We start from the raw sequence: 14584 nt of genomic DNA, 5'->3' as shown, positions 1-14584 counted from the left end.
AATGGCCGAAAACCCTGCACAACATCATGACCCTTGCGTGCGGGTGTTCGGGCAGGGGCGGCGCTCGGCCGCTTCGTAGGCGGCGCGGAGTTGGGCGATGACCTTGTCCGGCTCGGACCTGATCCAGGCGGGGAGGGTTTGCAGCACCACGATTCCCGCCGCCGCGTAGCGGGCGTTGCGGGCGACGGTGTTCGCGAAGTCGTCGTCTTCTGAGTGGTGGTCGCGTGAGTCGATCTCCCAGGCGAAACCGACTTTGCGGCACCAGGCGTCGGGCTTGGCGATGAAGTTGCCGTGCTCGTCGAAGATCTTGACGTTCCATTGGCAGGCCGGGAGCCCTGAGCGCTGCCAAAGTTCCCAGGCATCGGCCTCGGCGACCGAATGAACACCGTCGAGTAGCGGGATGAGTGCCTTCCGTGCCAAGGAGGAGCCCACCTTGGGGCCGTCGGCCAGCTCCTGCGCCAAAGCGGCGACGGTGCAGTCACGCCGTTGGATCGCCTCGGCCATCATGGCTTGAACGGCACGAGGATTCGACAGGCGCCGGGCGGCGTCGATGAGCGCCCGCGGTATCGGCGCGACCGGAACGTCCATCCGGATGCGAGACCGAGGAAGGCGGGTTGTCGCCTCGATGACGACGAAATCCCGGCTGGTCACCGCACCCCTCGGCGCCAGCAGATGGACTCGGTTCGGCGCGGGAGCCTGGCGTAGTCCATAGCGGCGCAGTGCCGAAAGCCCGGTGACAATCGCGTTCTCACCCGCGTAGATCAGGGCGGCGGCAATGCGTTGGTCTTCGGTGGGCACGGCCCGGCTGAGCAGGATCGCCCTGGGCAGGAGCTTCTGCCAGGTGCCACCGGGCTCGCACCTGCGCGTGATCGTGCGGCCCGGCACCCCCAGCTCACGCAGCCACGCAGTGCTCACCACAGCTCGGCTCGCGACGAGGACGGGGTGCTTGGCCCAGTTCCCAATTCGCATCTTTCAACCATGCCCGCGGCCACCGACAGTCTCCGCCGAAGCGAAGCTATACAAGCGTCATGTACATGTGTATAGTACGAGTGGTTAGGACGGACGTGTGAAGCGCTGAGGAAGGTGACCCCGATGGGACACAGGGAAGACTTGCTGGTCGGAGCGAAACGGTGCTTGATCGAGAAGGGGTACGCGCGGACCACCGCTCGGGACATCGTGGCCGCTTCCGGGACGAATCTGGCGTCGATCGGCTACCACTTCGGGTCGAAGGAGGCGCTGCTCAACGAGGCGCTGATGCAGGCGACCGATGAGTGGGGCGCCGAGCTGACCAACGCGATGACCACCGATGAGCAGGAGACCGACACGATCGAGCGGTTTGAGAACATCTGGACGCGGATCGTGGACCTGTTCACCACGCACCGGCAGCTGTGGGCGGCGAACTTCGAGATCCTGGCGCAGATCGAGCACATCCCCGAGGTGCGGCACGTGCTGGCCAGCGCGGGGGAGCAGGCGCGGCCGGGCCTGGCGATGCAGTTCCAGCAGATCGACGCCGATGTGGACGAAAAGTCGGCCAAGGTGGTCGGCAGTTTCCACCAGGCTCTGCTGACCGGAGTGATGGCGCAGTGGCTGATCGACCCCGACAACGCGCCCAGCGGGCATGACCTCGCGCAGGCGCTGCGGATCATCCTGACCGAATCCAAGGAGCACACCGCCGCGTAGGAACCACCGTCCTGACACCCGTGCCCCGTCCGACCCGGACGGGGCACGTCCGCGTTGATAGGGGCTCCATCCACGCCTTTAGGGGGCGGTTTCTCTGGCGGTCGGCGTTCGATCCTGGCTTCAATGAAACGCGGTTCGGCCGCACAGCCCAGCGTCGGCCGAGCCGGTTTCTCTCCCGCGGAGAGACCGGTTTCCCCCTCTCATGCCACGGTAGATCGACGCCCCGGAGCTGACCCTTATGATCAAACTCCCCGACGCGGACGGTGAGTTGACGGCGTACGAGCCGTCGACGACGCCGTCGGTGTTCGTACCCGGTGGACCGGCTGTCACCAGCCGGACCTTCTTCGCTGCCCCCCACGTCATCGTCGACCCCACCGCGGGCAACGAGCCGTACACGCCACCGGTGCTCGACTGGGAAGCGACGCTCAAGTACCGGCACCACATCTGGTCGCACGGCCTCGCCGTGTCCGAGGCGCTCGACACCGCGCACCGGGGCATGGGACTGGGCTGGCTCGAATCCTCCGAGCTGATCAAGCGCTCCGCCGCCGAGGCGCACGCCGTCGGCGGCAAGATCGCCGGCACCGCGTGGACCGATCAGCTGGCGCCCGGCGAGCACACCCTCGAACAGGTCATCCGCGCCTACGAGGAGCAGATCGAGGTCATCGAGGGCGCTGGCGCCCAGGTGATCCTGATGGCCAGCCGGGAACTCGCCGCGGTCGCGCGCGGGCCGGAGGAGTACGCCGACGTCTACAAGAGGCTGCTCAGCCAGCTGAGCCAGCCCGCGATCGTGCACTGGGTGACCGCCGAATGGGACCCGAGCCTCACCGGTTACTGGGGCAGCACGGACATCGACGAAGAGATCAAGACCTTCGTCTCGGTGATCACCGACAACAAGGACAAGGTCGACGGCATCAAGGTCGCGCCGCTGCCCGGCGCGCGCGAGATCGAGCTGCGCCGCGCCGTGCCGGAGGGCATCAAGACCTACACCGGTGACGACACGAACTACCCCGAGGTCATCGCCGGTGACGACCGCGGCCACAGCCACGCGATGATGGGCGTGTTCGACCCGCTCGCGCCGATCGTCGCGGCCGCCGGGCGCAAGCTCGACGCCGGTGACGTGCAGGGCTTCCGCGACCTGATCGAGCCGACCGCCGAGCTCTCGATGCACCTGTTCGAGGGCCCCGGGATGAACATCCGCTTCTACAAGACCGGATTCACGTTCCTGTCCTGGCTTTCCGGGACGCAGGACCACTTCCGGATGGTGTGGGGCGAGCAGGCCGCTCGCTCGGTCTCGCACCTCGCCAAGGCGTACCGGCTCGCGGACGGCCTCGGCCTGTTCCCGGACCCGGAGCTCGCCGCCCACCGCCTGTCCGCGTTCCTGGTCACCAACGGGGTGGAATGACATGAGCAAGGCCGTAGTCATCGGCGGCGGCCTGGCGGGCATGCTCGCTTCCGCCGCACTCGCCAAGCACGTCGACGAGGTCGTCGTGATCGAAAGCGACCAGCTGCCCACCGAGCCGCGGCCCCGGCGCGGCCTGCCCCAGGGTCACCACAGCCACATGCTGATGGGTGGCGGCGCGATCGCGATGGACGCGCTCGCGCCCGGCACCACCGACGCGTTGTTCGCCGCCGGCGCGCACCGCCGCGGCCTGCCGACCGACGCGCTGACGCTGACCTCCACGGGCTGGTACCCGCGGGTGGAGAGCCCGGCGTTCGTGATCACCTGCTCGCGCGACCTGATCGACCATGTCCTGCGCACGCAGGTCTTGAAGGACACCAGGATCAGCGTGTGGGAGTCGACCAAGGCGGTCGGCCTGGTCGGCGATGCCACCAAGGTCACCGGTGTGCGCATCGAGCGTGACGGCGGCGAGGAAGAGGTCGTCTCCGCGGACTTCGTCGTCGACGCCGCCGGGCGCCGGTCGAAGGCGCCGCAGTGGCTGGTCGAACTCGGCCTGCCGCAGGTGGAAGAGGAGCTCGTCGACTCGGGACTCGCTTACGCCGGACGGATTTTCACCGCACCCGAAGGCGCCGGCGACGACATGCCGGTGGTCATCATCCAGCCGCAGCCCGGCACCGGCCAGCCAGGCCGGGGCGCGACGCTGCTGCCGATCGAAGGCGGCCGCTGGATCGTCACGATGACCGGCACCCGTGGCGGCCAGCCGTCCACCGCGGATGACGAGTTCATCAAGTTCGCCAGGTCGATGCGGCACCCGATCGTCGCGAACCTGGTCGAAAAGGCCGTGCCCACCGGGGAAGTCCGGCCGTACCGGGGCACCGGGAACTGGCGCCGGTTCTACGACCGGCTGCCCGTGCCCGAGTGCTTCGTCGCGATCGGCGACTCGGCCGCGGCGCTGAACCCCGTGTACGCGCACGGGATGTCCGTTTCGGCGCAGGGTGCGCTGGCACTGCGTGGCGAGCTCGACCGGATCGGGCTCAAGCCGGGTCTCGCCGAGGCCGCGCAGAACGCCATCGCGCAGTGCGCGGACTGGCCGTGGGCGATGGCCGCCGGTCAGGACCGGGCCTTCCCCGACGTGAAGTCGAACGTCGAGGTCGAGTTCAGCGAAGAGGAAGCCGCGTTCGGCATGGCGCTGGCGCAGCAGTCGATCATCGACCCCGAGGTCTGCAAGACGACGCTCGAGGTCTACACGCTGATGGCGTCACCGGCGAAGATGGCCGAACTGGCCGCGAAGCTGTTCGCTCCGGACCGCCCCACCGGGCCGGTGCTGAGCGAAGACGAAGCCATCGCTCAGTTCCCTGAGCTTCGTGACCTGCATCTGCCCCACTCGGCGGCCTCCCCCTCTGCCGACTAAGGCCGAACCCCGCGTAGGTCACCCCATGAGAGCAGTGGCCGCCAGGCGATGACCTCGCCTGGCGGCCATTGTCAATTGGGGTGTACCTGGGCATCTAGGGGCGGCTGGGGGCCTTGTAGGGGTTGGCGGGGTGTGGGGGCGTAAGTACTTTGGAACTCGCGGGATGACGCTCTGACCTGGCCTTATTCAGTGATTTGTATAGCTGAGCAGATTGGGTTTCTCCACCGATTTCAGTAGGGATGGCCTTGGTGAGCAACGAAGAGAAGCTTCTTGATTACCTCAAGCGAGCGACTGCTGATCTTCGGGAAGCCCGCAAGCGTATTGCCGACAACGAACGGCAGGAGTCCGAACCGATCGCCATCGTCTCGATGGCCTGTCGCTTCCCCGGCGGCGTGCGCACGCCGGAAGACCTGTGGCAGCTGGTGAGTACGGGCACCGACGCGATCTCGGACTTCCCCGTGGACCGGGGCTGGGACACCGAGGGAATTTACGACCCGACGCCCGGTGTGCCCGGCAAAACGTATTCGCGTGAGGGTGGCTTTCTGCACAATGCCGCCGAGTTCGACGCCGACTTCTTCAAAATCAGCCCGAAGGAAGCCGTCGAGACCGATCCCCAGCAGCGCTTATTGCTCGAAGTGGCTTGGGAGGCTCTCGAGCGCGGCGGTATTGACCCGGTTTCGCTCAAGGGGAGTTCGACCGGTGTTTTCGCCGGGGTGATGTATCACGATTACGGTATCGCGGGCAGTTCCGGTTCCATTGTTTCCGGCCGCGTTTCCTACACGCTCGGACTCGAAGGCCCGGCGGTCACCGTCGACACCGCGTGTTCCAGCTCTTTGGTCGCGCTGCACTGGGCCATCCAGTCGCTGCGGCGCGGCGAATGCCAGCTCGCGCTCGCCGGCGGCGTGACCGTGATGGCCACCCCCGAGACCTTCGTCGGCTTCAGCGAGCAACGCGGGCTCGCCGCCGACGGCCGCTGCAAGTCCTTCGCGGCCGCCGCCGACGGCACCGGCTGGGGCGAGGGCGCCGCGATCCTGTTGGTGGAACGGCTTTCCGACGCGCGCGCGAACGGTCACCCGGTGCTCGCGGTGATCAAGGGCAGCGCGGTCAACCAGGACGGCGCGTCCAGCGGGCTCACCGCCCCGAACGGCCCGTCGCAGCAGCGGGTGATCCAGAAGGCGCTGGCCAACGCCAAGCTCACCGCCGCGGACGTCGACGTGGTCGAGGCGCACGGCACCGGCACCAAGCTCGGCGACCCGATCGAGGCGCAGGCGCTGCTCGCCACCTACGGCCAGGACCGCGAGCGCCCGCTGTGGCTCGGCTCGCTGAAGTCCAACATGGGCCACACCCAGGCAGCAGCCGGTGTCGCCGGGATCATGAAGATGGTCCTGTCGATCCAGCACGGCCTGATCCCGCAGACGCTGCACGTCGACGAGCCGAACACCCAGGTCGACTGGGAAGCGGGCAACGTCAAGCTGCTCACCGAGGCGCAGCCGTGGCCGGACCACGGCCAGCCGCGCCGCGCCGGTGTCTCGTCGTTCGGCATCAGCGGGACCAACTCGCACGTCATCGTCGAGCAGGCGCCGGAACCCGAGGAAGAGCCCGAACCAGAACCGGTCACGGTGACTGGGAAGGTCGTTCCGTGGCTGGTGTCCGGCAAAACCGCTGCCGCGCTGCACGATCAGGCCGCGCGTTTGTCCACTGTGGATGCTGACCCGCTGGACGTCGCGTACTCGCTCGCGACCACCCGCACCTTCCTGGAGTTCCGGGCGGCCGCACTCGGCGGTGACCTGCCGAAAGCGACTTTCGGGCAGGTCAAGGGCGGCAAGCTCGCCTTCCTCTTCACCGGTCAGGGTGCCCAGCGCATCGGCATGGGCCGCGAGCTGGCCGAGCTGTTCCCGGTGTTCCGTGACGCGTTCGACGCCGCCGTCACCGAGATCGACAAGCACCTCGGCTGGCCGCTCAAGGACGCGGTCTGGGGCGACGACCAGGCGAAACTCAACCGCACCGGCTACACGCAGCCCGCGCTCTTCGCCGTCGAGGTCGCGCTGTTCCGGCTGCTGGAGTCCTGGGGCGTCAAGCCCGACTTCCTCGCCGGGCACTCGATCGGCGAGCTGGCCGCGGCGCACGTCTCCGGCGTCTTCTCACTCGAAGACGCCGCGAAACTCGTTGTGGCGCGCGGAAAACTGATGAACGCGCTGCCCGAGGGCGGCGCCATGATCGCCATCCAGGCCAGCGAAGAGGAAGTGCTCCCGCACCTGACCGACGAGGTCGGCTTCGGCGGCATCAACGGCCCGCGCTCGGTCGTCGTGTCCGGCTCCGAAGCGGCCGCGACGAAGATCGCCGAGCAGTTCAGCGACCGCAAGACCAAGCGCCTCGCCGTCTCGCACGCGTTCCACTCGCCGCTGATGGAGCCGATGCTCGCCGACTTCCGCAAGGTCGCGGCCACGATCACCTTCGGCAAGCCCAGGATCCCGATCATCTCGACGCTCACCGGCCAGCCCGCGACGGCCGAGGAGCTCAGCTCGCCCGACTACTGGACCAAGCATGTCCGCCAGCCGGTCCGCTTCCTCGACGCCATCCGCACGCTCGAAGGCAAGAACGTCACCAGCTTCCTCGAGCTGGGCCCGGACGCGGCGCTGACCGCGATGGGCCCCGAGTGCCTCGAAGGGGATATAGCAGGCTTTATCCCGACCCTGCGCCGCGAGCGGTCCGAAGAGGCCGAGCTGGTCGGCGCGCTCGGGACCGCGTTCACCCGCGGTGTCACCGTGAACTGGGCGAACTTCTTCGCCGGGCGCGGCGCGAAGCGGGTCGATCTGCCGACGTACGCCTTCCAGCATAAGCACTTCTGGATCGACACCACCGCGGTCACCCAGGACGTGGCCGGGGTCGGGCAGATCGCGGCCGAGCACCCGCTGCTGGGCGCGGTCGTGCCGTCGCCGGAGTCCGGTGGCGTGGTGCTGACCGGCCGGCTGTCCTTCGAGACGCACCCGTGGCTGGCCGATCACGACGTGCTCGGCTCGGTTCTCGTGCCGGGCACCGCGTTCGTCGAACTCGCCGTCCGCGCCGGTGACCAGGTCGGGACCGGCCGGATCGAAGAACTCATCCTCGAGGCGCCGCTGATCCTGCCGCCGCGTGGTGGCGTTTCCTTGCAGGCGGTCGTGGGGGCCGATGACTCCGGCTCCCGCAGCATCGGGATCTACTCCGGTGGCCAGGACGAGCCGTGGACCAGGCACGCGACCGGCACCTTGGTCGAGAGCAGCGACACGGCCGGGTTCGATCTCGCCGAGTGGCCGCCCGCCGGCGCGACCCCGATCGACGTCGAAGGCGTTTACGAGAAGCTGGTCGGCCGTGGTTACGGCTACGGGCGGACGTTCCAGGGCCTCAAGTCGGCTTGGCGGCGCGGCGACGAGCTGTTCGCCGAGGTCGCGCTCCCGGAGGGCTCCGGTGCTGAGCGCTTCGGCCTGCACCCGGCGTTGCTGGACGCGGCCATGCACGTCGAGCTGCTGTCCGACAGCGACGAGACGCTGCTTCCGTTCTCCTGGAACGGGGTTTCGCTCTACGCGGTCGGCGCGTCAGCCGCCCGTGTGCGGCTGTCGAACGGCCGCATCGAACTCGCCGACCTCTCCGGCAACCCGGTGCTGTCGGTCGACAACCTGGCCGCGCGGGCGATCTCCGCCGACCAGCTCGCCACCACGAACGACTCGCTCTTCCAGGTCTCCTGGGTGCCGGTCCGCACCCCGGAGACGGCCCCATCTGTCGACACGTGGCAGGCGGCCAGCAGCGACGATGTCCTCATCGGGATGCGCGAGAACGCCTACGCGCTGCTGGAAAAGCTCCAGGCTTCGGAGGAACCCCTCGTCGTCGTCACCGAGCGCGCGATGGCGGTCGGAGCGGACGACGACGTCGACCTCACCCAGGCGCCGCTTTGGGGCCTCGTCCGCGCCGCGCAGGCCGAGGAGCCCGGCCGGATCGTGCTGGTCGACACCGACGGCTCGCTCGACGTCGCGGTCGCCGCGGCCGCGGGCGAAGCCGAAGTCGCCATCCGCGGCGGAAAGCTCCTGGCCCCGCGTCTCACCAGGGCCGAGAAGTCCGATGTGGACATCGAGTGGGACGAGCACGACACCGTCCTGATCACCGGCGGCACCGGCGGTCTCGGCGCCCTGTTCGCCAAGCACCTCACCACGCGCGGCGTGCGGCACCTGGTGCTGACCAGCCGCCGCGGCATCGACGCGCCGGGTGCGCTGGAGCTTCAGCACGAGCTGGAAGACCTCGGCGCGACCGTCACCATCGCCGCCTGCGACGTCTCCGACCGGAGCGCGCTGGCCACGCTCATCGCCGCGCACCCGCTGACCGGCGTGGTGCACGCGGCGGGCATCCTCGACGACGCCACCCTCGCGTCGCAGAGCGCCGAGCGCTTCGACAAGGTGTTGCGCCCCAAGGCCGACGCCGCCTTCTACCTGCACGAACTCACCGCCGAGGCCGGGCTCAAGGCCTTCGTGCTCTTCTCGTCGGCCGCGGGCACGCTCGGCGGCTCGGGGCAGGCGAACTACGCCACCGCGAACGTTTTCCTCGACTCGCTCGCCCAGCACCGCCGTGCCGCCGGGCTGCCCGCCGTCTCGTTGCCGTGGGGCCCGTGGGCGGAGGTCGGCGGCATGGCCGACCAGCTGTCCGACGCCGACCTCGACCGGCTGGCCCGCGCCGGAACCCCGGCGATCGTCCCGGCCGAAGGCGTCGCGCTGTTCGACGCGGCACTGCGCACGGACGCCGCGCTGGTGCTGCCGATCCGGCTCGACCTCGGCGCGCTGCGCAACCAGGGCAGCCTGATTCCGGCCATCCTCACCGGCCTGGTGCGGGTCCCGAACCGCCAAGCCGCCAAGGCGGGCAGCATCACGGCTGGTGGCCTTGAGACCCGGCTCGCCGGGCTCGACGAGGCGGGCCGCGACCGGCTGCTGCTGGAGCTGGTCACCAAGCACGTCGCAGGCGTCCTCGGGCACTCCTCGGCCGACGCGATCGAGCCGGACAAGGCGTTCTCCGACCTCGGCTTCGACTCGCTCGCCGCCCTCGAACTACGCAACCACCTGCACGCCGACACCGGCCTGCGTCTCCCCGCGACGCTGGTCTTCGACTACCCGAGTTCGCGCGCGGTCGTCGGCTACCTCAAGCAGGCCCTCGGCGGCGCGGCCAAGGCCGTCACGGTCACCACGACGGCCGTCGCCGACGACGAGCCGATCGCGATCGTGTCGATGGCCTGCCGGTTCCCCGAGATCAAGAACCCCGAGGAACTCTGGCAGTTCCTCATGGCGGGCAACGACTCCGTGTCGAGCTTCCCGCTGGACCGCGGCTGGGACATCGAGAACCTGTACGACCCCGAGCCGGGCAAGCCGGGCAAGACGTACAGCAAGTTCGGCGGGTACATGCACGAGGCGGGCGAGTTCGACGCCGCGTTCTTCGACATCTCGCCGCGCGAGGCGATGGAGATGGACCCGCAGCAGCGGATCCTGCTCGAAACCGCCTGGGAGACCTTGGAGCGCGCGGGCATCGACCCGACTTCGCTGCGCGGCAGCTCGACCGGCGTGTTCGCGGGCGTCATGTACCACGACTACCTGGGCTCCAGCCCCGGCAGTGTCGTCTCCGGGCGCGTGTCCTACACGCTGGGTCTCGAGGGCCCGGCGGTCACTGTGGACACTGCCTGCTCGTCGAGCCTGGTCGCTTTGCATTGGGCCACCCAGTCTTTGCGGCGCGGTGAATGCTCGCTGGCACTCGTCGGCGGTGTCACCGTTATGTCCTCTTTGGACACTTCGGTGGAGTTCAGCCGTCAGCGCGGCCTTTCGGTCGACGGCAGGTGCAAGTCCTTCGCGGCCGCCGCCGACGGCACCGGCTGGGGCGAGGGCGCCGGGCTTCTGCTGGTCGAGCGGCTTTCGGACGCACGCAAGAACGGTCACCCGGTGCTGGCGATCGTCAAGTCGACCGCGGTCAACCAGGACGGCGCGTCCAACGGCCTGACCGCGCCGAACGGCCCCTCCCAGCAGCGGGTCATCATGCAGGCGCTGGCCAACGCGGGCCTGAAGACCGCCGATGTCGACGCGGTCGAGGCGCATGGCACCGGCACCATGCTCGGTGACCCGATCGAGGCGCAGGCGCTGCTCGCGACCTACGGCCAGGAGCGCTCGAACCCGTTGTGGCTGGGCTCGATCAAGTCGAACCTGGGGCACACGCAGGCCGCCGCCGGTGTCGCCGGGATCATCAAGATGGTCCTCGCGATGCACAACGGCGTGCTGCCCAAGACGTTGTTCGTCGACGAGCCGTCGCCGAAGGTCGACTGGACCGAGGGCGCGGTCGAGCTGCTGACCGAGCCGGTCGAGTGGCCCGAGACCGGACGGCCGCGCCGCGCGGGCGTGTCGTCGTTCGGCATCAGCGGCACCAACGCGCACGTGATCATCGAGCACGTCGAGCCCGAAGAGGCCGTGGCCAGCGAGGATTCGCTGGTCCCGGTGGTCATCACGGCCAAGGACGAGGTCGCGCTGGCCGAGCAGGCCCAGCGTCTGCTGTCCTCTGTGGACACCAGCCTGACCGACCTGGCCTACTCGCTCGCGACCTCGCGAGCCGCCCTGGAACACCGATCGGTTTTTGTGGTGGGCAACCGGGATGAGCTGCGCGAAGGCCTGACCGCGCTGGTCACCGGGGAGGTCAAGGGCACCACCAAGGTCACCGGCTCGACGGCCTTCCTCTTCACTGGCCAGGGGGCCCAGCGTCTCGGCACGGGGCGGGATTTAGCGGGCTTTATCCCGGTCTTCGCCGAAGCCTTCGATGCCGTGGTCGCGGAGCTGGACAAGCACCTCGACCGGCCGCTGAAGGAGGTCGTCTGGGGCGAGGACGCGGACCTGCTGAGCCAGACCGTCTACACCCAGAGCAGCCTCTTCGCCATCGAGGTCGCGTTGTTCCGGACCGTCGAGGCGTGGGGTGTGACCCCGGACTTCCTGGCCGGGCACTCCATCGGTGAGCTGGCCGCCGCGCACGTCGCCGGGGTGCTCAGCCTCGAGGACGCGGCCAAGCTGGTCGCGGCTCGGGGCCGGCTGATGAACGCGCTGCCGACCGGCGGGGCCATGGTCGCGATCCAGGCGACCGAGGACGAGGTCAGGCCGCTGCTGACCGAGGCCGTGAGCATCGCGGCGATCAACGGGCCGCGCTCGATCGTCGTCTCCGGCGACGAGTCGGCCGCGCTCGCGATTAAGGCGCACTTCGAGGCCGACCGCAAGACGACGCGGCTCAAGGTGTCGCACGCGTTCCACTCGCCGCTGATGGAGCCGATGCTCGCCGAGTTCCGCGAGGTCGCCTCAACCCTGACGTACCACGCGCCGAAGATCCCGATCGTCTCGAACGTCACCGGCGAGCTGGGTGACGTGACCAACGCCGAGTACTGGGTCACGCACGTCCGCGAGGCGGTCCGGTTCGCGGACGCCATCACCTACCTCGAGTCGCGCAACGTCAGCACGTTCATCGAGCTGGGCCCGGACGCCGTGCTCACCGCGATGGGCCAGGAGAGCGCGGATAAAGCGGGCTTCATCCCGGTCCTGCGGCGCAACCGGCCCGAGGAGCGCGAGCTGCTTTCCGCGCTGGGACAGGCTTTCGAGCGCGGGATCAAGGTTGACTGGGAAGCGTTCTTCGGCGGCAAGGCACACCGTGTCGACTTGCCGACTTACGCGTTCACGCACCAGCGCTTCTGGATGAGCAACGCCGCCGGCGCGGGCGACGTCGCCAGCCTCGGCCAGAACCCGGCCGAGCACCCGCTGCTCAGCGCGGCCGTCGAACTGCCGGACAGCCTGGTGCTGACCGGCCGCCTGTCGACGGAGGCACAGCCGTGGCTCGCCGATCACGACGTGCTCGGCTCGGTCGTCTTCCCCGGCGCGGGACTCGCCGAGCTGGCGCTCGCGGCCGGAGCGCACGTCGGCGCCTCCACCCTCGCCGAGCTGACCGCCGAAAAGCCGTTGGTGCTCAACGAAAACCGGGCGCTGAGGGTCGTCGTCGGCGCGCCGGACGAAGAGGGCGGCCGTGAGGTCACCATCCACTCGCGGGGTGACGACGAGGCGTGGACCCGGCACGCGGTCGGCACGCTGATCACCGCCTCGGTGACGTCGTCCGACGACCTCACCCAGTGGCCGCCCGCCGGGGCGACCGCGATCGACGACCTGTACGAGAACCTCCTCGCCCAGGGCTACGCCTACGGACCGGCTTTCCAGGGTCTCAAGGCCGCCTGGCGCAAGGGTGACGATCTTTTCGCCGAGGTCGCCGTCGAAGACGCCGGGACGTTCGGCCTGCACCCCGCGTTGTTCGACGCCGCGTTGCAGGTCAGCAGGCTCGACGGCGGCACGAGACTGCCGTCCGTGTGGACCGGGGTTTCCCTCCACACGGCCGGCGTAGCGGCGCTGCGGGTGCGCGTCTCACCCGCAGCGCCGGGCCAGCTTTCCGTGTTCGCCGCCGACGAGGAGGGCCGCCCGGTCCTCAGCGTCGAGTCGCTGGTCACGGAACCCGTTACGGCGGACCAGTTCGCCACCGGACGGCTCGACGCGCTGCACCGCATCGACTGGATCCCGGTGCGCACGATCCCCGCGGAGATCGAGGCCGAGTACGTCGACAGCTGGCAGTCCGGCTCGGACGTGCTCGCCGCCGCGCAGGCCAACGCGGCGACGGCGCTGGCGAGGATCCAGCAGCCCGGCGAGGCCGTGTTCGTGATCGACGGCAGCCTGGCGCAGGCCCCGGTGCGCGGCCTGGTCCGGGTCGCGCAGGAAGAGCACCCCGGGCGGTTCGTGCTCGTCGAGACCGACGGCTCGGGCGACCTGGCCGCCGCGGTCGCCTCGGGTGAGCCGGAGCTGCGGATCAGCGGTGGCGTCACGCGGGTGCCCAGGCTCGCCAAGGTGTCCACAGTGGACGCACCGGTGACCTGGCCGGGAACCGTGCTGGTCACCGGCGGAACGCACGGCGAGGACATCGCCCGGCATCTGGGCGCCGAGCACCTGGTCTTCTTCGACGGTGACCCCGCCGACGCGGACGCGCTCGCCAAGGTGCTCAACGACATCTCCGAGGAGCACCCGCTCAGCGCGGTGATCCACGCCCCCGCGCCCGCCGCGACGGCGCTGGTCGACTCGCTCACCCCGGAGCAGCTCGCGGAGGCCTTGCGGCACAAGGCGGCCGCCGCCTACAACCTGCACGAACAGACCCGCGATCTCGCGAACTTCGTCGTGCTCGCCTCGGCGACCTCCTGGCTCTACGGAACGGGACAGGCCGCGTCGGCCGCGGGCGACTGCTTCGTCGAAGCCCTCACCCAGCTGCGGCAGGCGGAAGGCCTGCCCGCGACGACGCTCGCCTTCGGCGCCTGGGGCGAGCCCAACGAGACGTTCACCGCGCTCGGACTGCCCGAACTGTCCACAGAGGACGGGCTCGCGGCGTTCGACGCGGCGTTGTCCGCGCCGGAAGCGCTGGTCGTGCCGATCCGGCTGGACCACGCGACCCTGCGTGCCCGGGCCGGTGAGCTGCCCGCACTGCTGTCCGGCCTGGTCAAGGTGCCTGCCAAGCAGGCCGGGGACAGCGGCGCCGAGCTGCGCAAGAAGCTCGCCGGGCTGCCGGACGACGAGGTCGACCGCGTGCTGCTCGACGTGGTCCGCACGCATGTCGCGGCCGTGCTCGGGCATGCCGGGCCGGAGTCGATCGAGCCGGGCCGCGCGTTCAAGGAACTCGGCTTCGACTCGCTCGCGGCGGTCGAGTTGCGCAAGCAGCTGACCGCGGCGACCGGGCTCTCACTGCCCGCGACCCTGGTCTTCGACTACCCGACCTCGCTGGAGGCGGCCGCGTTCCTGCGTGCCGGGATCGCGCCGAACGCTGACCCGACCGCGCCGGTGCTGGAGGAGGTCGAGCGGCTGGAACAGCTGCTGGCCTTGGTCCCGGCCGACGGCACCGCACGCATCACCGCACGCTTGGAAGCGTTGCTGCGTAAGTGGAATGACGCGCAGACCGCTGTCGAAACGACTGAGACCGACTACGAAGACGCCACTGACGACGAACTGTTCAACATGCTTGACAACGAGCTCGGCCTCTAGGCG

At 69.5% G+C, this 14584-nt stretch carries 5 protein-coding genes; 4 read left to right on the top strand and 1 reads right to left on the bottom strand.

Annotated features, from left to right (window positions below; all coding sequences use genetic code 11):
* Window positions 1–24: 24 nt before the first annotated feature.
* The gene (locus tag BLV57_RS30985) at window positions 25–969 is read right to left on the bottom strand and encodes a hypothetical protein (RefSeq protein ID WP_245757588.1); all 945 of its coding nucleotides are present in this window, start codon (window positions 967–969) and stop codon (window positions 25–27) included.
* Between the two features lie 123 nt (window positions 970–1092).
* Between BLV57_RS30985 and BLV57_RS30980 the strand changes: the two genes are divergently transcribed.
* From BLV57_RS30980 to BLV57_RS44060, 4 genes are all read left to right on the top strand, one after another.
* A complete protein-coding gene (locus BLV57_RS30980; RefSeq protein WP_091294778.1) occupies window positions 1093–1680 on the top strand; it encodes a TetR/AcrR family transcriptional regulator in 588 nt (195 codons plus the stop codon).
* A gap of 238 nt (window positions 1681–1918) precedes the next feature.
* Complete coding sequence (locus tag BLV57_RS30975; RefSeq protein WP_091294777.1) at window positions 1919–3082, top strand: dihydrodipicolinate synthase family protein; 1164 nt, start codon at window positions 1919–1921, stop codon at window positions 3080–3082.
* Between the two features lies 1 nt (window position 3083).
* Complete coding sequence (locus tag BLV57_RS30970; protein WP_091294775.1) at window positions 3084–4490, top strand: FAD-dependent monooxygenase; 1407 nt, start codon at window positions 3084–3086, stop codon at window positions 4488–4490.
* Window positions 4491–4738: 248 nt separating this feature from the next.
* On the top strand, window positions 4739–14581 hold the full coding sequence (locus BLV57_RS44060) for a type I polyketide synthase (protein WP_245757587.1): 9843 nt from the start codon (window positions 4739–4741) through the stop codon (window positions 14579–14581).
* Window positions 14582–14584: the final 3 nt, after the last annotated feature.

The sequence above is a fragment of the Amycolatopsis xylanica genome, from assembly GCF_900107045.1.
In the GTDB taxonomy this organism is placed as follows: Bacteria; Actinomycetota; Actinomycetes; order Mycobacteriales; family Pseudonocardiaceae; genus Amycolatopsis; species Amycolatopsis xylanica.
Note: the sequence above shows the minus strand (reverse complement) of the source record. Positions and strands in the feature narration are given on the sequence as shown.

Bases quoted from the DNA above. Each gene is read 5' to 3' on its own strand.
- BLV57_RS30970 (WP_091294775.1), top strand. From the start codon at position 3,084: ATGAGCAAGGCCGTAGTCATCGGCGGCGGCCTGGCGGGCATGCTCGCT.
- BLV57_RS30980 (WP_091294778.1), top strand. From the start codon at position 1,093: ATGGGACACAGGGAAGACTTGCTGGTCGGAGCGAAACGGTGCTTGATC.
- BLV57_RS30975 (WP_091294777.1), top strand. From the start codon at position 1,919: ATGATCAAACTCCCCGACGCGGACGGTGAGTTGACGGCGTACGAGCCG.
- BLV57_RS30985 (WP_245757588.1), bottom strand. From the start codon at position 969: ATGCGAATTGGGAACTGGGCCAAGCACCCCGTCCTCGTCGCGAGCCGA.